Here is a 26,111-nt window from a genome sequence, read left to right as displayed (position 1 = left end):
CTTTACTTTGCAACATATTAATATCAAAAAACAGATTCATACAACTAGTAATACCGGAAACACATGATTTGGAATGAGAGCATTGAGTGTATGGACCGCGAAAGTCTTCGCAAGATTCAAAGCATACGACTCAAGAAAATTGTAGATTACGTCTATCACAATACACCTTTCTATCGAAAGAAGATGCAGGAAATGGGGATTACTCCCGATGACATCAATACGATTGATGATATTGTAAAACTGCCGTTTACCACGAAACATGATTTAAGAGATAATTATCCGTTCGGACTTTGTGCCGTGCCGATGAGCCAGATTGTACGTATTCATGCTTCTTCCGGAACAACCGGAAAACCCACGGTTGTCGGATATACCCGTAAGGACTTGGCTTCATGGGCGGAATGTATATCGCGTGCTTTTACCGCTTATGGAGCGGGACGTTCTGATATTTTTCAGGTATCTTATGGATACGGACTGTTTACGGGAGGATTGGGAGCACATGCAGGAGCCGAAAATATCGGTGCTTCTGTTATTCCGATGTCCAGTGGCAACACGGAAAAACAGATAACCTTGATGCACGATTTCGGATCGACAGTGCTTTGTTGTACTCCTTCCTATGCGCTTTATCTGGCAGATGCTATCAAAGATTCCGGTTTACCACGTGAAGAATTCAAACTGAAAGTCGGTGCTTTCGGTGCAGAACCCTGGACGGAAAATATGCGTCATGAGATAGAAGAAAAGTTGGGAATCAAAGCATACGATATTTATGGATTGAGTGAGATTGCCGGACCGGGTGTCGGGTACGAGTGCGAATGTCAGCACGGGACTCACTTGAATGAAGACCATTACTTCCCGGAAATCATCGACCCGAATACATTGCAACCGGTGGAATCCGGTCAAACGGGCGAACTGGTATTCACTCATTTAACCAAAGAGGGTATGCCGTTGCTTCGTTACCGTACGCGTGATTTGACGGCTTTACATCATGATAAATGCTCCTGTGGCCGTACATTGGTACGTATGGATCGTATTTTGGGACGTAGTGATGATATGTTGATTATCCGCGGTGTGAATGTATTCCCGACGCAGATTGAATCAGTCATTCTTGAAATGGAAGAGTTTGAACCGCATTATTTGTTGATAGTGGGTCGTGAAAACAATACCGATACAATGGAACTCCAGGTTGAAGTACGTCCGGAATTCTATTCGGATGAGATCAACAAAATGCTGGCTTTGAAGAAGAAACTGGGAGGACGTTTGCAAAGCGTACTCGGACTGGGAGTCAACGTGAAACTGGTAGAGCCTCGCAGCATTGAACGCAGCGTAGGTAAAGCGAAACGTGTAATTGATAACAGAAAAATGTAAATAAGTATTGGGAAACAAGTATTAAGTATCAAGTATTATCGCAGCCATTGGCATATGTCTGCATAGCTAATACTTAAAACTTAAAACTTGATACTTGATGCCAATACTTAAAACTTAATACTTAATACTTAACAATGATGGTAGCAAAACAACTTTCTATTTTTTTGGAAAATAAGTCAGGCCGTTTGACGGAAGTGACTGAAGTGCTGGCGAAAGAAAATATCAACCTTTCTGCCTTGTGCATTGCCGAAAATGCTGATTTTGGTATTTTGCGTGGAATTGTATCTGATCCGGATAGAGCATACAAAGCTTTAAAAGATAATCATTTTGCAGTGAATGTGACTGATGTAGTAGGTATAAGCTGTCCCAATGTGCCGGGTGCTTTGGCAAAAGTGCTGGGATATTTATCAGAAGAGGGCGTATTTATTGAATATATGTATTCGTTTGCCAATAACCATATTGCAAATGTGGTGATCCGCCCCAGCAACCTGGATAAATGTATCGAGGTACTGAAAGATAAGAAAGTCGATCTATTGGCTGCAAGTGACTTGTATAAACTGTAAATATAACAGTGAGCAATAAATAATGAACGGTAAACAGTTGTGTTATCCAACTCAAGGACAACGCAACTGCTTACCGTTTTTACTATAAATATAGTGACGCTATCCAGTGAAGATAGCGACGGTATATGCTAACGATACCGTCACTATCCCGAACACATACCGTCACTATTGCGAGTCGTTTATAATCTGCTGTTTATAGTTTGTCGTTTGCAATTCGACGTCATTTTCTCTCCTTTTGTCGATGTTTAACGCCTTTTATGTATTAAAAAACACAGATTAATTGCTAAATTCCCAGCGAATAAGTAACTTTGCGCATTATTTTAAAATAGGATGAAGAAAAATATCATTATAACTTTGCTTGCGGCGGCTACTCTTACATCATGTGGAGAGTATAATAAATTGCTGAAAAGCACCGATTACGAATACAAGTACGAAGCCGCCAAAAACTATTTTGCGAAGGGACAGTATAATCGTTCAGCCACGTTGTTGAATGAGTTGATAACCATTCTGAAAGGAACTGATAAAGCGGAAGAATCTTTGTATATGTTGGGAATGAGCTACTATAATCAGAAAGATTATCAGACAGCTGCCCAGACATTTATCACCTATTTCAATACATATCCTCGTGGTACTTTTACCGAACTGGCACGTTTCCATGCAGGTAAGGCTTTATTCCTGGATACTCCGGAACCACGTTTGGATCAGTCAAGCACTTATCAGGCTATCCAGCAGCTGCAGATGTTCATGGAGTATTTCCCGAACAGCACAAAGAAGCAGGAAGCACAGGATATGATTTTTGCTTTACAGGATAAACTGGTTTTGAAAGAGCTTTATTCAGCAAGGCTATATTATAATCTGGGTAATTATTTGGGCAATAACTATGAGTCTTGTGTAATCACAGCTCAAAATGCATTGAAGGATTATCCTTATACTGATTATCGTGAAGAACTTTCCATTTTGGTTCTGCGTGCAAGACACGAAATGGCTATCTATAGCGTTGAGGACAAGAAGATGGATCGTTACCGCGAAACGATTGATGAATATTACGCTTTTAAGAATGAATTTCCTGAAAGTAAATATTTGAAAGAAGCCGAGAAGATATTCAATGAATCACAAAAAGTAATTAAAGACTAAATTTAAATAGATTTATGGACTACAAAAAAACGAATGCTCCTGCTACAACAGTAACCCGTGACATGATGGAACTCTGTGCTGATACAGGTAATGTTTATGAAACAGTTGCCATTATTGGTAAGCGTGCTAATCAGATCAGTGTAGAAATCAAAAACGATCTTTCTAAGAAACTGGCAGAGTTTGCTTCTTACAATGACAATTTGGAAGAAGTGTTTGAAAATAGAGAGCAAATCGAAATTTCTCGTTATTATGAGAAATTGCCGAAACCGGACTTGATTGCTACGCAAGAATACATCGAAGGGAAAATATATTATAGAAATCCGGCTAAGGAGAAAGAAAAACTTCAGTAATTTATTTTCTGACGAAGAATTTGATAGTCAAGTAGTAAGTGGGATGATGATCCCTACTCCTTATTGCTTGGCTATTATTGTTTAACTCAACTACTATTTAGAATACTTATGATTCAACGAATTCAAACTGTTTATTTATTGATTGTTGCAGGATTGCTGATTACAGCCATGTGTTTGCCGATGGGCTACTTCATTGATGCAATGGGAGAACATCCTTTTAAGGCATTAGGATTGGAAGTAAACGGTGCTATTCAGTCTACATGGGGCTTATTCGGAATTCTGATGGTTAGCACCATCGTAGCTGTGGCTACTATCTTTTTGTACAAGAACCGTATGTTGCAGATTCGCATGACAATTTTCAATAGCTTATTATTGGTAGGTTATTACGTTGCTGCCCTTGCTTTTTATTTTGCATTGAAGAATGATGAAAATATGTTCCGTATAGGCTGGGCATTGTGTTTGCCGCTTGTTTCTATCATCCTGAATATACTGGCTATCCGTGCTATCGGACGGGATGAGGTGATGGTAAAGGCTGCGGATAGGTTGAGATGACATTTCTCCCTTTCGGACAATTCGTTATAAGATAAATGAAAAGCATCGCTTTACAAGGGTTAAAGCGATGCTTTTTGCTCTGTAAAGCGATGCTTTAGTAGCTATAAAACGATGCTTTGTAGATGTTCCCCCAGAAGGGGAAGAGGGGGAGGATTTTATTTCTTCAAGTCAAATAAGTATGTGAGCTTTATGGTAATTGTACCATGTGCTGCACGGGCGAAATAATCTTTCTTAGTAGTGCTGTAAAAATCAGACAGGGCAAAGTAATAGCGGCCTTCAACGATGAAGCTACCGGCTTTCTTTGTTCTCAGTTCTACACCACCGCCACCGGCAATACCATAGTCAAATTTATTTTGAATCTTAACTCCGTATAGGGCTTTCTGTGTATCAGATAAGCTATTCATGTCAATACCTTTTATTGTTTCCGATTCACTGATTAGAAAGCTGATTTGAGGACCTGCATGGACAAAGAATTGCAATCCTCTGTCTCGTCCGAAAGCGAGGTGAGCGAGGAAAGGAATATCTATATAAGTCATTTTGCGGGTGTAAGTTTTAGTAGGGTCCTTCGAAGTGACTTCATATCCGTTGGCGTTCAGTGATATTGTTTCAAATAATTGGTCCCAGCCTCGTTGCGAAACATTCAACTCGACTTGTGCACCACAAATCATGGCAAAATACTTCTCGGATATATAGCGTGCGGTCAAACCTCCGGTAATTCCCATCAAGCTATTTTGTTTGATGGTGGGGGTAAAAGAAACACTGTTTAAATTGACACCTCCATTGATACCTACCGATAAATTGCTTCGTGCTTCCCCGATTTGGGCAGCGGCAGGAAGGGTAAATCCTGTAAGTAGGAGTGTTGCGATCAAAAATGGTTTTATCTTTATCATTTTCGTATTATTCGAAGTCAAGTTTTACTAATTCAAAATTCTTAGTGAAACGTATGAAGAACACCTTTTTATTAATAAATCCTCCCCAGTTATTCACACGTTGGAATTTGAATCCCGTCTGGATAGGAGTCAGGTTCATTTTAGGCAGATTGTTTTCCAGTTCCGAGCCGTAAAGTGATAATCCTTTCAGAAAGAAGAAACCGGTGTCAAAACCCAGCATTGCGTAATTAGGGTATTTGCTTGCCAAGTCTTTGCTATACCATTTATGGTAAGCGTTGGTAAACTGCACAGCTGCCGGGAACAACGTATTTGTATAGAATGAAGAATAGAAATATACATCCAACTCAAAGAAATTTTCCAGATGATCTCTGGTATAGGTCTGCCATTCCGGATAGCCAAACAGATGAATATTCTCTGCAGGATTCTCTCTGACTAACAGCGTCAGTTGAGGAAGTATCTTAATCAGTAAGACGTTGTTGCCTGATGTCGGAATAAAGATGTTTTCTTTATCACTGCGGAGCGCTGCTTTCAGCGTTTCTTTCGTTGCGCTTTCGCTGACAGTTTTCATAGAGATGCCTTTGCTTTTCAACTCTTGTTTCAAGCCGCTGATAAATTCCGCTTTCTCCTTGTCAACGCTCACCGGTTCTATGAAGATAACGTTTGCATTGGGGAATTGACGGGTGAAGTGTTCATAAACCTCTGAATATAAGTAAGATTGAGGTGTGTTGATCTGATAAACTGCCGGATTGTTGAATACCTCTTCTCCTTTTTGAGAGAAAGGAATCACCAGGCGTATGTCGTTCTTCTCTGCGAAGTCGGACAATGGCTTTATTTGATTCTGATGCATCGGACCGAAGATGATATTCATACTTTTCATCTCGTTCTTGGCAAGAATCGTATTTAATGTAGAAAGGTCTTTTCCGCAATCATATACATATAGATCAAGAGAAATACCTGTACGCTTCAGACTGTCTACTGCCATCAGGAAACCTTCGTAATATTCCACCATGCGTTTGTCTTCCTGAAAAGGCAACAATAAGGCTGCTTTAATGGTAGACAGCTTTTGGGGAGTCTCTTTACTTTTGCGGAAAAGCTCGCTATTGCTGGGAGGAATAGCGTAAGGATCTTCCTTCTGTGTAGGTTGCACGGTCGTTGCTGCCGGGTAAGGGATGCAAAGGAATTGTCCCTTTTTCATGCCTTTTTTCAGTTCCGGGTTAGCCGCAATTAACTCCTGTTCGCTGATTCCATATTCACGGCTCACGCTAAAAATAGTCTCTTTGCGCTTTACCTTATGCATATCCTTGCATCTCGGAACAACAGGGCCTTGAATGGTGGTCTGTTCAGTAGGCGTTGGAGTGGCAGTTTGCTTTTCTTTTTTCTGCGGAATCAGGATAACCTGTCCGATGCGGAAATTTTCGGCACTCAAACCGGGGTTTGCTTCACAAATATCTTTGGCGGATACATTATACATGGTTGTCAGTTTGTATAGTGTTTCTCCGGCTTGAATCGTATGGAATGTTTCTCCCTTCTGACTCTCTTTCCCCGTAGGAATTTTGATTGTCTGTCCGGCATAGATCTTTTCGTCACAGCCCGGATTCAGACGTATGATGTCTGATGTAGTGACATTATACATCTTGGAGATGGAGTATAAACTTTGTCCTTTTTCGATGGTATGCAAGAAATAGGATTGGTTTTCTTGTGCATAACTGATAGCATATGAAACGCTTATAAAAAGCAAAAATAAGAATATACGGTTTATCGGTTTCATCAAATTATAACTATTGGTTCTTGAAATCAAGGAACAAAGGTACAAATAATGCCCTATATCTTCATAAGATTTGAGTTAAGAAAATAATATTGTGCTTTTTTAGGAGCATATTTCGGGCGGAAACATTAATTTTGCAACATTTATGGAAGGATATGAATATGCAGGAAACAGAATATATTAATGTGTACGGTGCGCGCGTGCACAATTTAAAGGATATTGATGCCGAAATTCCCCGTAACAGTTTGACTGTTATCACCGGATTGAGCGGTAGTGGAAAATCTTCTTTAGCCTTCGATACGATTTTTGCCGAAGGACAGCGTCGCTATATCGAAACTTTTTCAGCGTATGCCCGTAACTTCTTGGGCAATCTGGAGCGTCCGGATGTCGATAAGATAACTGGTTTGAGTCCGGTTATCTCCATTGAGCAGAAAACAACGAATAAAAATCCCCGTTCTACTGTAGGAACGACTACGGAGATATATGATTATCTCCGTTTGTTATATGCCCGTGCGGGAGTGGCTTATTCGTATCTGTCGGGTGAAGAGATGGTGAAATATACCGAAGAGCAGATTCTGGACTTGATTCTGAAAGATTATAAAGGAAAGAAAATATATCTGCTGGCTCCGCTAGTTCGTTCACGTAAGGGACATTACAGGGAACTTTTCGAACAAATACGTAAAAAAGGATACCTGTATGTACGGGTGGATGGTGAAGTGCGTGAAATAACGCATGGCATGAAACTCGACCGTTATAAGAATCACGATGTAGAAGTGGTTATTGATAAATTAGTGGTAGCGGAGAAAGATGACCGGCGCTTGAAACAGAGTGTGGCAACCGCTATGCGTCAGGGAGACGGGTTGATGATGATTCTGGATGCCCAGTCTGAAAGCATCCGTCATTATAGTAAACGGCTCATGTGTCCCGTCACCGGATTGTCTTATCGTGAACCGGCTCCGCATAACTTCTCATTCAATTCACCGCAAGGAGCATGTCCGAAGTGTAAGGGATTGGGAGTAGTCAATCAGATTGATGTGGACAAAGTGATTCCCGATCGTGAACTTTCCATTTATGAAGGAGCGATAGCACCTTTGGGAAAATATAAGAATGCGATGATTTTCTGGCAAATCGGTGCTTTGCTCGAAAAGTACGACGCAACACTGAAAACTCCGATAAAGGAGTTGCCGGACGATGCGATTGATGAAGTCTTGTACGGTTCTGATGAACGGATTAAAATCAAGAGTTCGTTGATCGGTACTTCCTCCGATTACTTTGTTACTTACGAAGGAGTGGTGAAGTATATTCAGATGTTACAGGAAAAGGATGCTTCTGCAACAGCACAGAAATGGGCGGAACAATTTGCCAAAACAACGGTTTGTCCCGAATGTAAAGGGGCTCGTTTGAATAAGGAAGCTTTGCATTTCTGTATCCATGATAAGAATATCAATGAGTTGGCGAATATGGACATCAACGAGTTGTACGACTGGTTGATGAAGGTGGATGAGTTCCTTTCCGATAAGCAGAAGAAAATATCGGTGGAGATTCTGAAAGAGATTCGCACCCGTTTGAAGTTCTTGCTGGACGTGGGGTTGGATTATCTGGCATTGAATCGTAGCTCTGTTAGTCTTTCCGGTGGTGAGAGTCAGCGTATCCGTTTGGCTACACAGATTGGTTCGCAATTAGTGAATGTACTTTATATTCTCGACGAGCCGAGTATCGGTCTGCATCAGCGTGATAATCTGCGTCTTATCAACTCGTTGAAAGAACTCCGCGACATGGGGAACTCCGTGATTGTAGTGGAACATGATAAGGATATGATGCTGGCTGCCGATTATGTCATCGATATGGGTCCGAAAGCCGGACGTCTCGGAGGCGAAGTCGTTTTCGCCGGAACCCCGCAGGAAATGCTGAATACAGATACGATGACTTCGCAATATCTGAATGGGAAGATGAAGATAGAAATCCCTGCCAAGCGTAGAAAAGGAAACGGGAAATCTATCTGGCTGAAAGGAGCGAAGGGGAATAACCTGAAGAATGTAGATGTTGAATTTCCGTTAGGTAAACTGATTTGCGTAACTGGTGTATCAGGAAGTGGAAAATCCACCTTGATTAATGAAACTTTGCAGCCGATTCTTTCACAGAAGTTCTATCGTTCCTTACAAGATCCTTTGGAATACGATTCGATTGAAGGGCTGGAAAATATAGATAAGGTAGTAGATGTGGATCAATCACCTTTGGGACGTACGCCACGCTCCAATCCTGCGACTTATACCGGTGTGTTTTCTGATATCCGTAACCTGTTTGTAGGTCTGCCGGAAGCTAAAATTCGCGGTTATAAACCGGGACGTTTCTCCTTTAATGTTGCAGGTGGGCGTTGTGAAGCATGTACGGGAAATGGTTATAAGACGATTGAAATGAATTTCCTTCCTGATGTATATGTGCCTTGTGAGGTTTGTCACGGTAAACGTTATAACCGGGAAACACTGGAAGTACGTTTCAAGGGAAAATCAATTGCCGATGTACTTGACATGACGATCAACCGTGCTGTGGAATTCTTTGAAAATGTGCCGCAAATCTTGAATAAGATTAAAGTCTTGCAGGATGTCGGACTCGGATATATAAAACTGGGACAATCTTCTACCACTCTTTCCGGTGGAGAAAGCCAGCGTGTGAAACTGGCAACGGAGCTATCAAAAAGAGATACGGGCAAAACTCTTTATATCCTTGACGAGCCGACTACCGGACTTCATTTTGAAGATATCCGTGTATTGATGGGGGTATTGAATAAGCTTGTAGATAAAGGTAATACTGTTATCGTCATCGAGCACAATCTGGATGTGATTAAAATGGCGGATTATATTATCGATATGGGCCCTGAAGGTGGTAAGGGCGGGGGAGAACTCCTTAGTCACGGAACACCGGAAGAAGTTGCGAAGAGCTCTAAAGGATATACACCTAAGTTTCTTCGCGAAGAGCTGGGGCTCTAATTTAAATCATAGAGTGCCAACTTATCGGACAATCTTCGATGAGTTGGCACTTATCATATCATATTCTTTATTTATCAGATACAGAACTTATAAATACAACGAAAATGAAAATCAATAAAACAAATGCCGCACGGCTGTTAGATAAGGCTAAGATAGCCTATGAGTTAATTCCCTACGAAGTAGATGAAAACGACTTGAGTGCTGTTCATGTGGCAGCAAGTTTAGGAGAGAACATCGAGCAGGTTTTTAAAACGCTTGTTCTGCATGGCGATAAAAGCGGATATTTTGTCTGTGTCATTCCGGGAGAACATGAAGTTGACTTGAAACTGGCGGCTAAAGCTTCGGGTAACAAGAAGTGTGAGCTGATTCCCGTAAAAGAACTTCTGCCACTTACCGGATATATCCGCGGAGGTTGTTCGCCGATCGGTATGAAAAAGCATTTTCCTACTTATATTCATGAAACCAGTCAACAATTTCCGTATATTTATGTAAGTGCCGGTGTACGGGGACTTCAGATAAAAATAGCACCGGAAGATTTGATTCGTGAATCCAGAGCGGAAATTTGTCGTTTATTTGAGGAGTAAGTCTTATTATTTGTAGAGTAAATATGACTACATATTCTTTGAATGAATTAAAAAAAGTATATATTTGCAGAAAATATCAATTTTATTAATCTAATATTCTTGTTTATATGTTTGAAGGACAACCGAAAGGGCTATACGCTTTAGCCTTGGCTAACACGGGCGAGCGTTTTGGCTACTACACGATGCTTGCTATTTTTACACTTTTCTTACAAGCGAAGTTTGGTTACACGGCAGCAGAAACTTCTACTATTTTTGGCTCATTTCTGGCAGCAGTTTATTTTATGCCTCTTATAGGTGGTATTTTGGCTGATAAATGTGGTTATGGTAAGATGGTAACAACGGGTATCGTTGTTATGTTTATTGGTTATTTGCTTTTGGCTATTCCTACAGCAGCGAATCTTACAGGCAAGATGATGATGTTTGGTTCACTGTTTCTGATCGCTTGCGGGACCGGCTTATTTAAAGGAAACCTGCAAGTAATGGTAGGTAATCTTTATGATTCTCCGGAATATAGCTCAAAGCGTGATACTGCTTTCAGTTTGTTTTATATGGCAATCAATGTGGGTGCTTTATTTGCTCCGACAGCTGCTACCAAAGTGACTAATTATATCTTAAGTGGCGCAGGATTTACCTATAATGCTCAAATACCTTCATTGGCCCATCAATTTCTTGGTGGGACTATTACTCCGGAAGGTAATGTTACCCTTAGTGGATTACAGGCGGCACAAGGCTTTGCCGGTGATACAGCTGCATTCTGTAGTACTTATATCGAGAAACTGTCAGAGGCATATAACTATGGCTTTGCCGTAGCTTGTATTTCTTTGATTATTTCAATGGCAATTTATATTTGTTGCCGTTCCATGTTTAAGCATGCAGACTATAACTCAAAACAAGCTAAGGCTGTAAATAACTATAATGAGCCGGAATTGACTCCGGCACAAACAAAAGAACGTATTGTTGCTTTGTTGCTTGTGTTTGCTGTGGTTATCTTTTTCTGGATGGCGTTCCACCAGAACGGTTTGACTATGACATTCTTTGCACGTGACTACACTACTCAATCTGTGACAGGAATTGATCGTATTGGATTCGATGTTTGGAATCTGGTTCTTGTTATCATTGCTGTTTATGGCGCATTCTCTCTATTCCAGTCAAAAACTGGTCGTGGAAAAGCCATTGCCGGTGTTGTCGTATTGGCTTCTCTTGCTATATTAGTGTGGAGCTATTGCTCTATGGATTCAACCGTAGAAATTCTTCCTCAAATATTCCAGCAGTTTAATCCATTTTTTGTAGTGGCTCTGACTCCGGTGTCTTTGGCTGTCTTTGGTTATTTGGCTAAAAAGAAAAAAGAACCTTCCGCACCGCGCAAAATCGGTATTGGTATGGTGATTGCAGCGTGTGGCTTCTTGATTTTAGCCATTGGTTCCATGGGTCTTCCTACTCCGAAAGCAGTAGAAACGGCTGGTATTAATCCGGATGTTCTTGTTTCTCCCAACTGGTTGATTTCTACTTATCTGGTATTGACTTTTGCAGAGTTGTTGCTTTCACCAATGGGTATTTCTTTTGTATCAAAAGTAGCGCCACCCAAGTATAAAGGTATGATGATGGGAGGCTGGTTTGTAGCTACAGCTATTGGAAATTATCTGGTTGCTATTATTGGTTATTTGTGGGGTGATATGCAACTGTGGATGGTATGGAGCGTATTGATTGCTTGTTGTCTGTTATCAGCTCTATTCATATTCTCTATCATGAAGAAGCTTGAAAAAGTAGCTTAAAATAAGGCAGGTATTTGCCTGAGATCTAATAATAAATTAGGGTAATAAACGGTTTGTATAAAAACCGTTTATTACCCTAATTTTTAAATATCCAATCCCATAATATAATCATTCATGTAATATCCGTTACCAATCGGGAAATCACCCTCCCGTAACTTTCTCATTCCCATGTGTTCGTAAAACTGCAAAGCCTTATTATTACGATTTACGTTGAGCTCCATCAAACAAGGTTCCGGGTGTATCTCTTTGATACACTTGATGGCTTCCCTAAATAAAAAACTGCCGCAATGCGTGCCTTGAAAACGGGGGAGAACATATATCTTCTGAAGATGGAATACATCTTTTTCCTGTGGTTGAATGGAAACATATCCGCATGGTTCATTCTCCTTATAAGCAATGGAGTACACATGTCCCTCTTCCTCCATTTGTTTGCGCACATTGGAAGGAGCATACATCCAGTCCATCATATAATCCAGTTGTTCGGGAGATAAAATTTCCTTGTAGGTGGCGGGGAATACCTCCTTTGCCATCTTATGAATAAGCTCGCAATCGGCTACTGTTGCTTTTCGAATTGTAAACATATCTATTATCTATTCTTGGTTTAATAGGCACAAATATAGCCATTATTTCTTTTTATAATAAGGAGTACACTCTCTAATGTTTTAATTATTATTAATTTATAGTACTTTGCAATGCAAGGTACTAAAGTAATGCATATATTTGTGCCATCTAAAAGAAGTGAATAATGAAAGTAGACAATGTAAAATCACAGATGAGGAAAGGCATGCTTGAATATTGCATCATGCTTTTGCTACACAAGGAACCCTCTTATGCTTCTGATATCATTCAAAAGTTGAAAGAAGCCCAACTGATTGTAGTGGAAGGCACCTTGTATCCATTGCTTACCCGTCTGAAAAATGACGATTTGTTAAGTTATGAATGGGTAGAATCTACCCAAGGACCTCCCCGCAAATACTATAAATTGACCGAACAGGGAGAAGTCTTTTTGGGAGAACTTGAAATTTCCTGGAAGGAACTTAATGAAACAGTGAATCATATTGCCAATAGATAATCCGAAAAAGAAGAAATAAAAATGAAAAAGACATTGACCATAAATTTAGGAGGAATTGTCTATCATATAGATGATGACGCCTACCGATTGTTAGACAATTATCTGTCTAACCTCAAACATTACTTTCGTAAACAGGAGGGTGCGGAAGAAATCGTAAACGATATTGAAATGCGTATTGCCGAACTGTTTGCCGAAAAAGTAAATGAAGGGAAACAGGTCATCACAGTTTCGGATGTGGAAGAAATCATCGCCCGCGTCGGCAAACCGGAAGACTTTGGAATTGCTGATGAGGATATGGACTCACAGAAAAGAACGGAACAAACATCGTCCGCTAATCAAGGCGGTACACAAACCTCTGCTCAACGCCGTTGGTTCCGTGATCCGGATAATAAATTGTTGGGAGGTGTAGCGGCAGGATTGGCAGCTTACTTCGGTTGGGACATTACATTGGTACGTATACTGATGATTATCCTGGTGTTTGTACCTTATTGCCCGATGATTATACTTTATATTATCGGATGGCTTGTTATTCCGGAAGCCCGTACTGCTGCAGAAAAATTGAGTATGCGTGGAGAAGCGGTGACCATTGAGAATATTGGCAAAACAGTGACAGACGGTTTCGAACGCGTAGCGGACGGAGTCAATAACTATATGAATTCCGGCAAACCTCGTACCTTTCTTCAAAAGATAGGTGATGTATTTGTTTCCATTGCTGCCGTTCTCTTTAAAATATTTCTGGTAGCTCTTGTCATTCTCTGCTGTCCTGTCTTGTTTGTATTGGCCGTTGTACTGGTAGCGCTGGTGTTTGCAGCAATTGCCGTGGCAGTTAGCGGAGGAGCATTACTTTACCAGATGCTGCCTGCCATTGACTGGATGCCGATTACTTCTTTATCGCCAATGATGACACTACTGGGTACGATTGCCGGAGTTGCCCTCATCGGTATTCCATTAGGAGCTTTCTTGTATACTATCTTGCGGCAGTTATTCCATTGGTCGCCGATGGGAGCAGGCTTGAAATGGTCGCTATTGATTCTATGGATATTGGGTGCAGTCATAATGATTATTAATCTTTCAGCTCTTGGCTGGCAACTGCCTTTGTATGGCTTGCACTGCTCTTAACGAAGTCTCATTCTATATAAAAAAGGATAATATTTATTCTTTTATAAGTAAATGTACCCCGATAGTGTGTCCGGGGTACATTTTTTGTTTACTCTAATTCATCGTAAATCGAGAAATTATTAGTAAGTTTGTAAATACGTATTCAGGAAATAAAAATGGGTGAACATATATGTTTTAGGAGAAACGAACGTTTAGCGACAGTCAACCCTTATTGGAGAGGAAATCCGATGGTGCGCGGGCGTTTTTTTAATCGGCAGCATCGCTTCCGTCCGGGGATGGGGAGTGTACTGAAATGGCGTCTTTCGCCCAACCCCCAACGCAAGGAGAAGAAAACGGTGAAATGGGATCCGAAAGTTTGTTATCTCCGTTCATTGGATGCGGTGGTAGGAGATTCCCTGATATGGCTCGGACATAATTCTTTCTTTCTGCAATTAGCAGGTAAACGAATCATGTTCGATCCTGTGTTCGGAAGTATTCCTTTTGTGAAGAGGCAGAGCGAGTTTCCCGCTAATCCTGACATATTTACAGGGATTGATTATCTACTTGTCAGCCATGACCATTTCGATCATCTGGACAAGCAGAGTATAGCCCGCCTATTGAGGAATAACCCGCAAATGAAACTCTTTTGTGGATTGGGAACCGGTGAACTGATTCAGGGATGGTTTCCTGAAATGAGGGTGATTGAAGCCGGATGGTATCAACAAATGGAAGATGAGGGATTGAAGATTACTTTTCTACCGGCACAACACTGGAGCAAACGTTCCGTACGCGATGGCGGCCAGCGACTGTGGGGAGCCTTCATGCTGCAAGGAGATGGAATCTCCCTTTATTATAGTGGTGACACTGGTTATTCCAGCCACTTTCGTGAGATTCCCGATCTGTTCGGAGCACCGGATTACGCTTTGTTGGGTATCGGGGCATATAAACCTCGCTGGTTTATGCGTCCCAATCATATATCGCCTCACGAGTCTTTGACTGCTGCCGAAGAAATGCATGCAGGACTTACTATCCCCATGCATTATGGCACATTCGATTTGTCTGACGAGCCTTTGCATGATCCCCCGAAAGTCTTTGCAACAGAAGCAAAGAAACGGAAGATCTCTGTGGAAATTCCTTATTTGGGAGAGATCGTGAAATTGAGGAAACAGAAATAAGAATATTTAGATACGAATAAAGAGATGAAGAAATTAGAAGTAAAAGATCTGAAAGAAAACTTTTTCGAAGCAATCGGAAAAGAGTGGATGCTCGTAACGGCGGGAACAAAAGAGAAGTTTAACACCATGACAGCAAGTTGGGGTGGCATCGGCTGGTTGTGGAATAAACCGGTTGCTTTCGTTTTTATCCGTCCTGAACGGTATACATACGAGTTTGTAGAGGAGAACGATCACCTGACACTTTCTTTCTTAGGAGAAGAAAATAAGAAGATTCATGCGGTTTGTGGTTCCAAGTCGGGACGTAATATAGATAAAGTAAAAGAAACCGGATTGAAACCTGTATTTACAGAAAAAGGTAATGTCCTGTTCGAACAGGCACGTTTGAGCCTGGAATGTAAGAAACTTTATGCTGACGCTATCAAACCGGAATGTTTTCTGGATAAAGAATCAATAGAAAAGTGGTATGGTGGTGCTCATGGAGGTTTCCATAAGATGTATATTGTAGAAATTGAAAATATTTATTCAAGGTAAAATTTAGCGGATTTTGGTTGAATGTAATGGAGAAGGCTCTGAACTCAAGTAGATTGAGAACAGAGCCTTCTTTTTACTTTATAGGAATATGTACCGTTTTTATTTGGACGGCGCTTTCTTTACCCATTTATCCAACCACTCAAAGAATGTGCGTTGCCATAAAACTCCATTCTGTGGCTTCAATACCCAGTGGTTTTCATCCGGATAAATCAGCAACTCTGCGGGAACACCACGCATCACGGCAGCATCAAAAGCAGCCATTGCCTGATTAGCCAGAATACGGTAGTCTTTTTCTCCATGAATACAGAGAATAGGAGTATCCCATTTCTCTACGAATAGGTGAGGAGAGTTGGCGAATGTACGCTGTGCCACCGGATTCTGTTTTTCCCAGTATGCGCCTCCCATATCCCAGTTGGCGAACCATTTTTCTTCAGTTTCCAGATACTGCATTTCCATGTTGAAGATACCATCATGAGCAATGAACGCTTTGAACCGTTTGTCGTGATGTCCGGCCAACCAATATACGGAGAATCCTCCGAAGCTGGCACCTACGCATCCCAGACGATCTTTGTCCACATACGGCTCTTTTGCCATTTCATCGATAGCAGTGAAATAATCCTTCATACACTGGCCACCGTAATCGCCGCTGATCTGTTCGTTCCATTCCACACCGAATCCCGGCAAACCGCGACGGTTCGGAGCGACGATGATATAATCATTAGCTGCCATAATCTGGAAGTTCCAGCGATAAGACCAGAACTGGCTTACCGGACTCTGCGGACCTCCTTCACAGAACAGCAAAGTCGGATATTTCTTGTTCGGATCAAACTGTGGAGGATAAATCACCCATGTCAACATCTGTTTGCCATCTGTTGTTTTCATCCAGCGACCTTCCACTTTGCCCATTTCCAGCTGGTCATAGATTTGTTTATTCTCCTGTGTCAGTTGAGTGGTAGAACCATCCAGTGCCACAGAGTAAATCTCATCACCCATACTCATTGAATGACGTTTCGCAATCAGCTTATCTCCGAAAAGAGCTACCCCTTCGTAATCGTACATTCCTGAAGTAATAGCCTTTACCGAATCATTTGTCAGGTCAAGCGCATAAATCTGCGACTCTCCATGCCATACACCTGTGAAATAGATCACTTTTGCATCTGCTCCCCAGACAAAAGCATCTACATTCGATTCGAATGCCTTGCTCACAAAACGCTTCTCGCCGGTTTCCAGGTTCATGATGAACAGACGGTTCAGATCCGCTTCGTATCCATCCCGTTCCATGCTTTGCCAGGCAATATACTTGCCGTCCGGTGAGTATTGCGGATTGGTATCATATCCTTTATTCTCTTCAGTAATATTTTCCGTTTTCTTGGTGTTCAGGTCATATATATAAATATCCGAGTTGGTAGAAATCGCATATTCCAGTCCCGTCTTTTTGCGGCAAGTATAAGCCACTTTGTCCGAGGTTGTATTCCAGGCAAGTTGTTCGATGCCACCCCAAGGCTTCATCGGACTTTCATACGGTTCGCCGTTCAGGATATCCACGATATTGGAAATACCGTTACCATCAAAGTCAGCAATGAAAGGATGCGGAGCGGTCGTCACCCATTCATCCCAATGCTTGTACATCAGGTCGGTAACGATGATACCGGTGGCTTTCGGCAGGTCCGGATACTTATCAGCGGTGCTTTCTTTCGTCTTTACTTGTGAAATAAATAGCAGTTTTTTGCCATCCGGTGAGATGGAATATCCTTCGATATCTCCGTCGTAGCTGGTCAGCTGCTTGCGTCCGCTACCATCCGGATTCATTTCATAAAGCTGGCTGCTTCCGTTGTCATTGCTTAAGAATGCAAGTTTGGTGCCTCCCTTAATCCAAGTCACCTCATTTTCCTGATACGGGGTACGAGTGATTTGCTGGTTTTCGCTTCCGTCTGCGTTCATCACGAAAACTTCGCGGTTACTCTTGTTTTCCGGTACGCTGTAATACGCTACCGTATACGCAATTTTCTTTCCGTCGGGCGATACGGCGAATCCGCCGATACGTCCCATAGCCCAAAGTGCTTCGGGAGTCATGCGCTTCCCTTCGATCTTTATGTCCGATTTCTCGATAAGCACCTGATCTGTCTTGCCTGCGTCTTTGGTTCCTCCGCAGGCAGCTAATAACATTGCTGCCGACATCATAAATAAATTAGCTTGTCTCATATATTTTATAAAATGTTTATTTTCTTGCGAAGATAGTGAAAAAAGGATTTAAATCTTCTTTTTCTGCCAGTTTCCTTTCTTCATGTACCAGTAGCAGAATATCAGTATAAAAGTACCGTACACACATTCCGTCGTCCAGGCAAATGCGATATCCATTCGTAGGTGCAGGATAAAATATGCAGAATATGCCACATAAATAACCAATACACAAAGTTCCATAGCCAGTGCTGTTCGAGTATTTCCTGTACCTGATACCGACTGGAAATAAACATTGGCAGGCACCAACACCAGGTAAGCGGAACACAATACCCATAGTGAAGATACGGATGCAGCCCTTAAATCCGGCATATCCGTATAGATACGCAGAATCAGATCCGGAAACAGGCAGAAGAATACCAGAATCGGCAATACAAATAGATATCCGATCCGAATGTGCTGCCTGATAGTTCCCCGTACACAATCCTGTTCGCCTGCACCGATCAGGTTACTTACCAGTGAGCCACAAGTAGCTGCAAATGCCATCGCAATCATGAACGGGATACCCGACACGTTACGGATAATGTTGGCGATTGCCAGAGAACGTTCTCCCAAATGTTCCACGAACAGAAAGAACATAAACCAGGTAGATAAGGAAACAAAGTTCTGAATCATGGTCCATACGGAGACATTCAGTATTCGTTTCAATGTTTTCCCTTGGAATTTGGGCAGTATATTCAATGCATACTTCTTGCAGTCAATCCGTTTCCACGTATAGATAATGAAGAAAATCACCGATACCATTTCGGCCAGTGAAGAACCGATGGCAGCACCGGCAATACCCAGTTGCGGGAAACCGAATTTACCGAAGATCAGGATATAGTTGAACACCACATTCGAAAGTACCATCACAATCGAGTTCAACGTCAATGTTTTGGTTTGCGTCGTGCCTACAAAGAAAGCGCGGAACATCACCATGACAAAGGAGAAGAAGAACCCATACACACGCCACTGAATATAACTTTCGGCTGCATCATAAATATGAGGAGACGAAATTATATTTTTGAGGATATGGGGTGAGAATACAATGGAGAGCGTAAATAAGATCACAGCCATTACAAGCAGGAAATAAACGCCCTGATAGAAAATCGGGCCGATTTCCTTGTAGTTTCCTTCTCCGTTGCGACGGGCTATTAATATCTGTGCACCGATGCTGAAACCGAATGCCATCATAAAGATGGCAAGATAATATACACCTGCAATAGCAGAAGCACCCAGCTCGATTTCACCTACACGTCCCAGAAAGGCTGTGTCCGTCATACCGATCATCTGCTCCATAATCAGACTGATTAGGATAGGGTAGGCAATCGTCCAGATTTGTTTATACGAATATTTAGTTTTCATCCTATTTTATTTTTTAGAGAAAGAAAGCCGGGCAACCAAAATAGGGTGTCCGGCTTTCTTAGAATAGATTTCGGGAATTACTCCTTATTTTTTATTCTGTCTTTGCTGCTGCAATAGCTCTTGTTGCTTTTGCATCGCCTCCAGGCGAGCAGCAAATCCGGTCTTTTTCATTTGTTTCGGGTCTTTCTTTTTCGCTTCAAGAATAGACAATAATTTGACCTCGTCGGTCGTTCTACGAAGCAGAATCATAGTCCCCACACTAATCAGCGTTGACACGAAGTAGTAATAGTTCAAACCTGACGGATAGTCGTTCAAGACGAACAAGAACATAATCGGCATCAGATACATCATCCATTTCATAGCTGCCATTTGTGGCTGCGCTCCGGTATCCTGCATAGACATTGTGTACTTTGTGTTCAGGATATTGGTCACCGTCATCAGCAAGCAGAACAAGCTAAGATGGTTACCCAGGAACGGAATATGGAACGGGAACGTGATGAACGCATCATAAGTAGAAAGGTCGTCCGCCCACAAGAAGCTCTGTTGACGCAGCTCGATAGCACTCGGCACGAACATAAACAAAGCCATCAGGATAGGGAACTGCAATAACATCGGCAGACAGCCGCCCATCGGGCTTACCCCGTACTGGCTGTAAAGGCCCATCACCTCCTGCTGTTTCTTCATTGCATCTTCCTGCTTCGGGTATTTCTTGTTGATTTCGTCAATTTTCGGTTTCAATACACGCATCTTGGCAGAAGACATATATGTTTTCCAGGTAGCCGGATAAACCAGCACTTTTACCATAATAGTCAGAATCAACAGAACGATACCCATGCTCAATCCCCAACCGGACAACCAGTCGAATACGTTGATCGTGATAAACTGGTTAATCCAGCGAATCAACGGCCAACCCAAGTAAACGAGTCGGTGAAGCTCCCATTTCTCGTCACGGCCTTTATCCAACGCTTTCAACGTCTTGAAGTGGTTCGGACCGAAGTAGAAATACATCTCTGTCGGTTCCTTACCTGACGGATCAAAGAAAGTATTCATTTCAGCAGAATAATCTTTGATATATCCGCTTCCCTGTTGTTCCATTTTTGACTTAACGGAAACCTTGTCGAAATCCTGTTCAGCGATAAATACAGACGAGAAGAACTGATTCTTGAAAGCTACCCAATCAATGCGTCCCGGCAAATCCTGACTGTCATCTTTGGCAGCAGACAAGTTGTCTACATTGTCACCTGTTACTTTATAAGTCAGTTCCGACAGACGATTCTCATAAGTGAATCCTTTTTCCAGTTGGCGGGCACGTTGTGACCAGTCGATGTCCACATACTTAGTGCTTGCCAACTTGTCTTCCATGCCTGTCGCTTTGATTTCAAAGTTCATCAGGTAGCTATCCGGTTTCAGTGTATAGATGAAATCGATATAGCTTGCGCTATCCGCAGCCAGACGCATTGTAACACTACTGTCCGTCTTGTTCACCGCTTCAAAGAAATAATCTTTGGTCTGGATGGCTCCTGCTTTGTTGTAGAAGTTGAAGTTCATCGAAGCATCGTCACCGTCGAACAACATGACCGGCGTCTTTTTGTCCTGTGCCATATAATCTTTCAGCATGGCTGAATAGACGCGTCCGCCTTTGGTTGTGAAAGTGATTTCCGCTACATTATTCCGGATGCTGATTTTAGAGTCAGTTCCATGCAAGGCATTGAAAAACAAAGCAGAAGAATCGGCAGCCGTTGCCACCTCTTTTTGGCTGTTAGCCAGTGCAGCTTCCGTTTTAGCCTTCAACGCTTCCTCCTGCTGCTGTACCACGGCAATAGAATCGTAGTATTTCTTTTGTGCAGCTATCTGTTCCTCGCTTGGACGGCTCAAAAAACTGAATCCTACCAATAATATACCTATCAGAACGAGACCTGTGATGGTGTTTTTATCCATTCTTATTTTAATTACAAATTATATAAATTACAAACTACCGGTTGTTTACCACGTATCGTTAGCCGTTCACCGTTGCTTTTTCGTTTTCGATGGCAGCTTTCACAAAGGCGACGAACAACGGATGAGGGTTCAGTACCGTACTACCATATTCCGGATGGAACTGTGTGCCGACAAACCATTTCAAAGCCGGGATTTCAACAATTTCTACCAGATCCGATTCCGGGTTGATACCTACACATTTCATGCCGGCAGCTTCATATCGGTCTTTATAATCATTGTTGAACTCATAGCGATGACGGTGACGTTCTTGAATATGTTCCTGTCCGTAAGCCTGATATGCTTTAGAACCTTTCTGCAAAACACATTCGTAAGCACCCAGACGCATGGTACCACCCATGTTGGTGATTGCCTTCTGTTCTTCCATGATATCAATCACGTTATGCGGAGTTTTTTCATCCATTTCACGTGAGTTGGCATCAGCGTATCCCAGTACGTTGCGGGCAAACTCGATAGCAATACATTGCATACCCAGACAAATACCGAAAGTCGGGATGTCATGTGTACGTGTATATTTGATAGCGACAAACTTGCCGTCGATACCCCGTTGACCGAATCCCGGACCAATCATTACACCCGCCATACCTTTCAGAGCTTCACATACATTTTCGTCTGTCAACTTCTCGCTGTTTACGAAATGAACTTCCACTTTGCGGTCATTGTACGTTCCTGCCTGTGATAAAGCCTCACGGATAGACTTATAAGCATCCTGCAAGTCATATTTTCCAACCAGTGCAATATTGATCGGATCTTTTGTCTCTGCGGCGTGACGGCGTTCCAGGAACTTACGCCATGGGCCGAGTCCCGGAGTTTCTCCTACCGGCAGTCCCATCTTTTCGAGGATAGTGCTGTCCAGTCCTTGTGCCTGCATCAGGATAGGTACTTCGTAGATTGTTTCCGCGTCGATAGACTGCACAACAGCTTTATCGTCTACATTACAGAATTGTGCCACTTTCTTACGCAATCCGTCACTTAGCGGATGCTCGGCACGCAGAACCAGTACATCCGGCTGAATACCCACACTTTGGAGTTCCTTTACAGAATGTTGCGTCGGTTTTGTTTTCAATTCTCCGGCAGCAGCAAGATAAGGAACATAAGTCAAGTGTACGCAAAGAGCGTTCTTACCGAGTTCCCATTTCAACTGACGGATACTTTCGAGGTAGGGGAGTGATTCGATGTCACCTACCGTACCACCGATTTCAGTAATCACAAAATCAAACTTGTATTTATTACCAAGCAGTTTAACATTCCGTTTGATCTCGTCTGTGATGTGAGGAATCACTTGGATGGTTTTACCCAGATAGTCTCCACGGCGTTCCTTGTCAATGACGCTCTTGTAGATACGTCCCGTAGTAATGTTGTTCGCCTTTGTCGTTTGTATTCCCAGGAATCTCTCATAGTGTCCCAGATCGAGGTCGGCTTCGTGTCCGTCTACGGTTACATAGCACTCTCCGTGCTCATAAGGATTTAATGTTCCCGGGTCGATGTTAATATACGGGTCAAACTTCTGGATGGTTACATTATAACCTCTTGCTTGCAGCAACTTACCGATGGATGATGAGATGATCCCTTTTCCTAAAGAAGAGGCAACACCACCGGTGACGAAAATATACTTTGTTTCTCCCACAGCTATAACTGTTTTAATAATTGTTACTTAGTAGTATTCTTACGAACTTAAAAAGCGCAAAATTATAAAAAAAAGGGGAAGATTGCAGACTTTCGTCTCTACAATTTTATTAAAAAATGCAATTTTGAAAGAATCCTATGATTTCTAAACAAAATAATGTAGCTTTGCAGCCTAAACCATAGACAAATATGATGAGAATTACTACTTTATGTTCAGCGTTTATCCTGTCAATCTTATCGTTATCGCTTTTTGCACAGGAGCCTGTCGAATCCGCTTCACTTCCGACTGACTCTCTGCAGCCTGCTCCTGCAGCGATCAAACCTGCCAAAACGGTTAAATCTTCAACAGTTGTGGCAAAAGCCAGAGTCGTGAGGGCAGATACCCTTTCTGCAGAACTTCAGAAATATTTGATGCTAAAACTTAATCTGTCTGGTCCGACTCCGAAACTGGATACCGTTTCTTATTTATATAATAAGTATGTTGCACAATTAGATTATTTGAACGACTTGTCCGTTCCGCCACGTTATATTCCGTCTGATCCCGATTATTTCCGCTTGTTTACACCTGTGGCGTATTATTATGCCCCGATGGCACAATATTCGAAATTGGAATGGAAACCCATACAATTGGATGCTACTCCTCAACTGACAACAGAACTTCTGCCATACGATACCTTGGTATTTACCAAAACCCAGCGTGCCGGTAAAATAGTGAACAGTGCGTTGATGGATCTGTATCTGGCACATCCGGATTTGGTTGTAACTACAGAAGATCGCATCATGAGCCGTGATGTGTTCCGTCACGATGTGAAGCCGAAAATATCTCCGAAAGCAACTGTTGTTCATCTGTTTCAACCGGAAAATATGGATGATAATGTAGGAAAGGCCAATATGAAGATTAGTCGACCTAACTGGTGGGTTACGGGAGGTAACGGGTCGTTGCAGATCAGTCAGAACCACCTGTCGGACAACTGGTATAAGGGAGGGGAAAGCAACTTTTCCGGATTAGCGACTTTTCAGGTTTTTGCCAACTATAATGACAATGAAAAAGTACTGTTTGAAAACCAGTTGGAAGCTAAAGTCGGTATGACTTCCACTCCGTCAGATGAATACCATAAATATCTTTTTAATACCGACCAATTTCGCTTGTATAATAAATTAGGTCTGAGAGCTTTCAAGAACTGGTATTATACCATTTCTTCCGAGTTCAAGACGCAGTTCTTTAATGGTTATAAAGCTAATAGTGAAGAATTGGTTTCGGCTTTCATGTCTCCGGCAGATTTGGCGGTCAGTGTCGGTATGGACTACAAACTGACTAAGAAGAAATTTAATCTTTCCGTGTTTATGGCACCGTTAACTTATAATTTACGTTATATTGGTAGCTCGGAAGTGGATGAAACAAAATTCGGTTTGGACAAAGGCAAATGTTCTAAAAATGACTTCGGTTCCCAGCTGCAATCGACATTCAACTGGACCATCATCTCTGCAGTGACTTTAGAATCCCGTCTCAATTGTCTGACCAACTACCATTGGGCACGTATAGAGTGGGAGAATACATTCAATTTTGTGTTGAACCGTTATCTTTCTACTAAGCTCTATATACATACCCGTTTTGACGATAGTTCGAAACCGACTGAAGGAGACAGCTTCTTCCAGTTGAAAGAATTGCTTAGTTTCGGTATTAATTATAAGTGGTAAGAAATTTAAAGTTTCCCCAAAGAAATAAAAGAGGCTGTTTAACAATAAAATGTTATTCAGTCTCTTTTTTTGATCCATATATTTGTTATATCACTAATTTATAATTCAAAATATAACTTATATGGCAACAGTAAAAGTGAAATTTCGTCCTTCTTCAGTTTGTAAAAAAGAGGGGACTTTATTTTATCAAGTGACTCATAATAGAGTCGTGAAGCGGATAAGCACGTGTTACAAGATTTTCCCGTCGGAATGGGATAACCGGTTTTCCTCGGTTATTACCTTCACTGATAACGAAGTTCGTGCACGTCATCTTGTTACATTAAGAAAATGCATTTTAGAAGATCAATCCCGGCTTAAAGAAATTATTCGACGGTTTGAGCGGTCGGCGGATACTTTTACGTCAGACGATGTAGTGAAAGCCTATAAAGTACCTCTTGTTGACGGTTTCCTGTCATTTGGGCGGAATCTTATTGTGCAGTTGGAGCAAATAGGTAAAGAACGTACCGCTGAAACCTATAGGGCAACCTTAAATAGTTTCGAACGTTTCATGGGAAGCCGTGGTGATATTCTTATTGAAGGAGTGGATTCTGCTTTTATGGTTGAGTATGAAACATTTTTAAAATCAACTGGAGTATGCCCCAACAGTTCTTCGTATTATATGAGAAATTTGCGTGCGATATATAACCGTGCTGTTGACAAGGGGTTGACGGTACAGCGTAGTCCGTTCAAACATGTGTATACTGGGATTGACAAGACAATGAAGCGTGCTGTGTCAATGACAGTTATTCGCCAGATAAGAGATCTGGAACTGGGATTTTCATCTTCAATGGAGTATGCTCGGGATATCTTTATGTTTTCGTTTTATACTCGTGGAATGTCGTTTATAGATATAGCATTCCTTAAAAAGAAAGATATTCAGAATGGCATCTTGTCATATCGGCGTCACAAGACGAATCAGCAGCTTTTTATCAAATGGGAAAAGCCTATGCAAGAAATCGTTAACAAGTATAATACGGTAGATACGCCTTATCTGTTACCGATAATAAAAGATATTGGTAAAAATGAAAGGCGGCAATATATAAATGCGGCACATTTGATAAACAGGAAATTAAAAATGATTGGAGAACTGTTGAATTTGAATGTGACACTGACAACATACGTTGCCCGCCATGCTTGGGCCAGTATAGCCCGAAGCAAAAATATTTCTATTTCTGTTATTAGCGAGGCTATGGGACACGACTCGGAGAATACTACAAAAATTTATCTTGCATCATTGGATACTTCAGCTGTGGATAATGCTAATAATCTTATTATCAATTCTTTATAATGATAAAAAAGAAATGAGTGTATATTATTGAGCCGGTACTTTTCTTAT

General features: G+C 41.7%; 21 protein-coding genes. 14 read left to right on the top strand and 7 right to left on the bottom strand.

The genetic code is table 11. The features are described 5' to 3' along the window. Positions 1 to 63 precede the first annotated feature (63 nt). From AB3G73_RS06395 to AB3G73_RS06375, 5 genes are all read left to right on the top strand, one after another. A complete protein-coding gene (locus AB3G73_RS06395; RefSeq protein WP_074558373.1) occupies positions 64 to 1,362 on the top strand; it encodes a phenylacetate--CoA ligase family protein in 1,299 nt (432 codons plus the stop codon). Between the two features lie 137 nt (positions 1,363 to 1,499). Then, positions 1,500 to 1,925 (top strand): amino acid-binding protein, encoded by a 426-nt coding sequence (locus AB3G73_RS06390; protein ID WP_148367570.1) that lies wholly within the window; start codon positions 1,500 to 1,502, stop codon positions 1,923 to 1,925. Between the two features lie 330 nt (positions 1,926 to 2,255). Next, positions 2,256 to 3,059 (top strand): outer membrane protein assembly factor BamD, encoded by an 804-nt coding sequence (locus AB3G73_RS06385; protein WP_004299990.1) that lies wholly within the window; start codon positions 2,256 to 2,258, stop codon positions 3,057 to 3,059. 14 nt (positions 3,060 to 3,073) lie between these two features. Next, positions 3,074 to 3,409, top strand: a complete 336-nt coding sequence (locus AB3G73_RS06380; RefSeq protein WP_004299989.1) for a DNA-directed RNA polymerase subunit omega — start codon at positions 3,074 to 3,076, stop codon at positions 3,407 to 3,409. Between the two features lie 108 nt (positions 3,410 to 3,517). Next, complete coding sequence (locus AB3G73_RS06375; RefSeq protein WP_148367478.1) at positions 3,518 to 3,961, top strand: DUF4293 domain-containing protein; 444 nt, start codon at positions 3,518 to 3,520, stop codon at positions 3,959 to 3,961. A 155-nt stretch (positions 3,962 to 4,116) separates the two neighbouring features. Here the strand turns inward: AB3G73_RS06375 and AB3G73_RS06370 are convergent, their stop codons facing one another. Together AB3G73_RS06370 and AB3G73_RS06365 are read right to left on the bottom strand one after the other, a co-directional pair. Further along, positions 4,117 to 4,851: a porin family protein gene (locus AB3G73_RS06370; protein WP_367743797.1), complete on the bottom strand. Its 735-nt coding sequence runs from the start codon at positions 4,849 to 4,851 to the stop codon at positions 4,117 to 4,119. A 7-nt stretch (positions 4,852 to 4,858) separates the two neighbouring features. Further along, on the bottom strand, positions 4,859 to 6,619 hold the full coding sequence (locus tag AB3G73_RS06365) for a LysM peptidoglycan-binding domain-containing protein (RefSeq protein WP_297284785.1): 1,761 nt from the start codon (positions 6,617 to 6,619) through the stop codon (positions 4,859 to 4,861). A gap of 158 nt (positions 6,620 to 6,777) precedes the next feature. Here AB3G73_RS06365 and uvrA point away from each other — a divergent pair, with 158 nt between their 5' ends. From uvrA to AB3G73_RS06350, 3 genes are all read left to right on the top strand, one after another. Continuing rightward, entirely contained in the window at positions 6,778 to 9,603 is a 2,826-nt protein-coding gene (uvrA, locus tag AB3G73_RS06360; protein WP_297284815.1) for an excinuclease ABC subunit UvrA, read from the top strand. A 104-nt stretch (positions 9,604 to 9,707) separates the two neighbouring features. Beyond that, on the top strand, positions 9,708 to 10,187 hold the full coding sequence (gene ybaK / locus AB3G73_RS06355) for a Cys-tRNA(Pro) deacylase (RefSeq protein ID WP_004309260.1): 480 nt from the start codon (positions 9,708 to 9,710) through the stop codon (positions 10,185 to 10,187). Between the two features lie 107 nt (positions 10,188 to 10,294). Then, complete coding sequence (locus AB3G73_RS06350; RefSeq protein ID WP_074638610.1) at positions 10,295 to 11,959, top strand: peptide MFS transporter; 1,665 nt, start codon at positions 10,295 to 10,297, stop codon at positions 11,957 to 11,959. A gap of 83 nt (positions 11,960 to 12,042) precedes the next feature. Here the strand turns inward: AB3G73_RS06350 and AB3G73_RS06345 are convergent, their stop codons facing one another. Continuing rightward, the gene (locus tag AB3G73_RS06345) at positions 12,043 to 12,540 is read right to left on the bottom strand and encodes a GNAT family N-acetyltransferase (RefSeq protein WP_148367472.1); all 498 of its coding nucleotides are present in this window, start codon (positions 12,538 to 12,540) and stop codon (positions 12,043 to 12,045) included. A gap of 164 nt (positions 12,541 to 12,704) precedes the next feature. Here AB3G73_RS06345 and AB3G73_RS06340 point away from each other — a divergent pair, with 164 nt between their 5' ends. The 4 genes from AB3G73_RS06340 to AB3G73_RS06325 all read left to right on the top strand — a co-directional run bounded on the left by AB3G73_RS06340 (position 12,705) and on the right by AB3G73_RS06325 (position 15,835). Then, on the top strand, positions 12,705 to 13,031 hold the full coding sequence (locus AB3G73_RS06340; RefSeq protein WP_007752390.1) for a PadR family transcriptional regulator: 327 nt from the start codon (positions 12,705 to 12,707) through the stop codon (positions 13,029 to 13,031). Positions 13,032 to 13,052: 21 nt separating this feature from the next. Then, positions 13,053 to 14,150, top strand: a complete 1,098-nt coding sequence (locus AB3G73_RS06335; RefSeq protein WP_320979310.1) for a PspC domain-containing protein — start codon at positions 13,053 to 13,055, stop codon at positions 14,148 to 14,150. 155 nt (positions 14,151 to 14,305) lie between these two features. Beyond that, positions 14,306 to 15,304: an MBL fold metallo-hydrolase gene (locus tag AB3G73_RS06330; protein ID WP_217722149.1), complete on the top strand. Its 999-nt coding sequence runs from the start codon at positions 14,306 to 14,308 to the stop codon at positions 15,302 to 15,304. A gap of 24 nt (positions 15,305 to 15,328) precedes the next feature. After that, the gene (locus AB3G73_RS06325; RefSeq protein WP_029425934.1) at positions 15,329 to 15,835 is read left to right on the top strand and encodes a flavin reductase family protein; all 507 of its coding nucleotides are present in this window, start codon (positions 15,329 to 15,331) and stop codon (positions 15,833 to 15,835) included. 99 nt (positions 15,836 to 15,934) lie between these two features. Here AB3G73_RS06325 and AB3G73_RS06320 read toward each other — a convergent pair whose 3' ends face one another. From AB3G73_RS06320 to AB3G73_RS06305, 4 genes are all read right to left on the bottom strand, one after another. Continuing rightward, on the bottom strand, positions 15,935 to 18,037 hold the full coding sequence (locus tag AB3G73_RS06320) for a S9 family peptidase (protein WP_217722145.1): 2,103 nt from the start codon (positions 18,035 to 18,037) through the stop codon (positions 15,935 to 15,937). Positions 18,038 to 18,085: 48 nt separating this feature from the next. Then, positions 18,086 to 19,417 (bottom strand): multidrug efflux MATE transporter BexA, encoded by a 1,332-nt coding sequence (bexA, locus tag AB3G73_RS06315; RefSeq protein WP_234133521.1) that lies wholly within the window; start codon positions 19,415 to 19,417, stop codon positions 18,086 to 18,088. A gap of 84 nt (positions 19,418 to 19,501) precedes the next feature. Next, the gene (gene yidC / locus AB3G73_RS06310) at positions 19,502 to 21,355 is read right to left on the bottom strand and encodes a membrane protein insertase YidC (RefSeq protein ID WP_148367462.1); all 1,854 of its coding nucleotides are present in this window, start codon (positions 21,353 to 21,355) and stop codon (positions 19,502 to 19,504) included. Between the two features lie 58 nt (positions 21,356 to 21,413). Next, complete coding sequence (locus AB3G73_RS06305; RefSeq protein WP_148367459.1) at positions 21,414 to 23,039, bottom strand: CTP synthase; 1,626 nt, start codon at positions 23,037 to 23,039, stop codon at positions 21,414 to 21,416. A 188-nt stretch (positions 23,040 to 23,227) separates the two neighbouring features. Here AB3G73_RS06305 and AB3G73_RS06300 point away from each other — a divergent pair, with 188 nt between their 5' ends. Together AB3G73_RS06300 and AB3G73_RS06295 are read left to right on the top strand one after the other, a co-directional pair. Further along, a complete protein-coding gene (locus AB3G73_RS06300) occupies positions 23,228 to 24,736 on the top strand; it encodes a DUF3078 domain-containing protein (protein ID WP_367743786.1) in 1,509 nt (502 codons plus the stop codon). A gap of 121 nt (positions 24,737 to 24,857) precedes the next feature. Continuing rightward, positions 24,858 to 26,063, top strand: coding sequence for a site-specific integrase (locus AB3G73_RS06295; RefSeq protein WP_217722126.1), 1,206 nt, complete (start codon positions 24,858 to 24,860; stop codon positions 26,061 to 26,063). Positions 26,064 to 26,111 lie beyond the last annotated feature (48 nt).

The sequence above is a fragment of the Bacteroides sp. L008 genome (genome assembly GCF_040812255.1).
In the GTDB taxonomy this organism is placed as follows: domain Bacteria; phylum Bacteroidota; class Bacteroidia; order Bacteroidales; family Bacteroidaceae; genus Bacteroides; species Bacteroides vicugnae.
This window is presented reverse-complemented; position numbering and strand designations above follow the sequence as displayed.

Coding starts and splice junctions, on each gene's coding strand:
- AB3G73_RS06395 (WP_074558373.1), top strand. CDS start 64: ATGATTTGGAATGAGAGCATTGAGTGTATGGACCGCGAAAGTCTTCGC.
- AB3G73_RS06390 (WP_148367570.1), top strand. CDS start 1,500: ATGGTAGCAAAACAACTTTCTATTTTTTTGGAAAATAAGTCAGGCCGT.
- AB3G73_RS06385 (WP_004299990.1), top strand. CDS start 2,256: ATGAAGAAAAATATCATTATAACTTTGCTTGCGGCGGCTACTCTTACA.
- AB3G73_RS06380 (WP_004299989.1), top strand. CDS start 3,074: ATGGACTACAAAAAAACGAATGCTCCTGCTACAACAGTAACCCGTGAC.
- AB3G73_RS06375 (WP_148367478.1), top strand. CDS start 3,518: ATGATTCAACGAATTCAAACTGTTTATTTATTGATTGTTGCAGGATTG.
- AB3G73_RS06370 (WP_367743797.1), bottom strand. CDS start 4,851: ATGATAAAGATAAAACCATTTTTGATCGCAACACTCCTACTTACAGGA.
- AB3G73_RS06365 (WP_297284785.1), bottom strand. CDS start 6,619: ATGAAACCGATAAACCGTATATTCTTATTTTTGCTTTTTATAAGCGTT.
- uvrA (WP_297284815.1), top strand. CDS start 6,778: ATGCAGGAAACAGAATATATTAATGTGTACGGTGCGCGCGTGCACAAT.
- ybaK (WP_004309260.1), top strand. CDS start 9,708: ATGAAAATCAATAAAACAAATGCCGCACGGCTGTTAGATAAGGCTAAG.
- AB3G73_RS06350 (WP_074638610.1), top strand. CDS start 10,295: ATGTTTGAAGGACAACCGAAAGGGCTATACGCTTTAGCCTTGGCTAAC.
- AB3G73_RS06345 (WP_148367472.1), bottom strand. CDS start 12,540: ATGTTTACAATTCGAAAAGCAACAGTAGCCGATTGCGAGCTTATTCAT.
- AB3G73_RS06340 (WP_007752390.1), top strand. CDS start 12,705: ATGAAAGTAGACAATGTAAAATCACAGATGAGGAAAGGCATGCTTGAA.
- AB3G73_RS06335 (WP_320979310.1), top strand. CDS start 13,053: ATGAAAAAGACATTGACCATAAATTTAGGAGGAATTGTCTATCATATA.
- AB3G73_RS06330 (WP_217722149.1), top strand. CDS start 14,306: ATGGGTGAACATATATGTTTTAGGAGAAACGAACGTTTAGCGACAGTC.
- AB3G73_RS06325 (WP_029425934.1), top strand. CDS start 15,329: ATGAAGAAATTAGAAGTAAAAGATCTGAAAGAAAACTTTTTCGAAGCA.
- AB3G73_RS06320 (WP_217722145.1), bottom strand. CDS start 18,037: ATGAGACAAGCTAATTTATTTATGATGTCGGCAGCAATGTTATTAGCT.
- bexA (WP_234133521.1), bottom strand. CDS start 19,417: ATGAAAACTAAATATTCGTATAAACAAATCTGGACGATTGCCTACCCT.
- yidC (WP_148367462.1), bottom strand. CDS start 21,355: ATGGATAAAAACACCATCACAGGTCTCGTTCTGATAGGTATATTATTG.
- AB3G73_RS06300 (WP_367743786.1), top strand. CDS start 23,228: ATGATGAGAATTACTACTTTATGTTCAGCGTTTATCCTGTCAATCTTA.
- AB3G73_RS06295 (WP_217722126.1), top strand. CDS start 24,858: ATGGCAACAGTAAAAGTGAAATTTCGTCCTTCTTCAGTTTGTAAAAAA.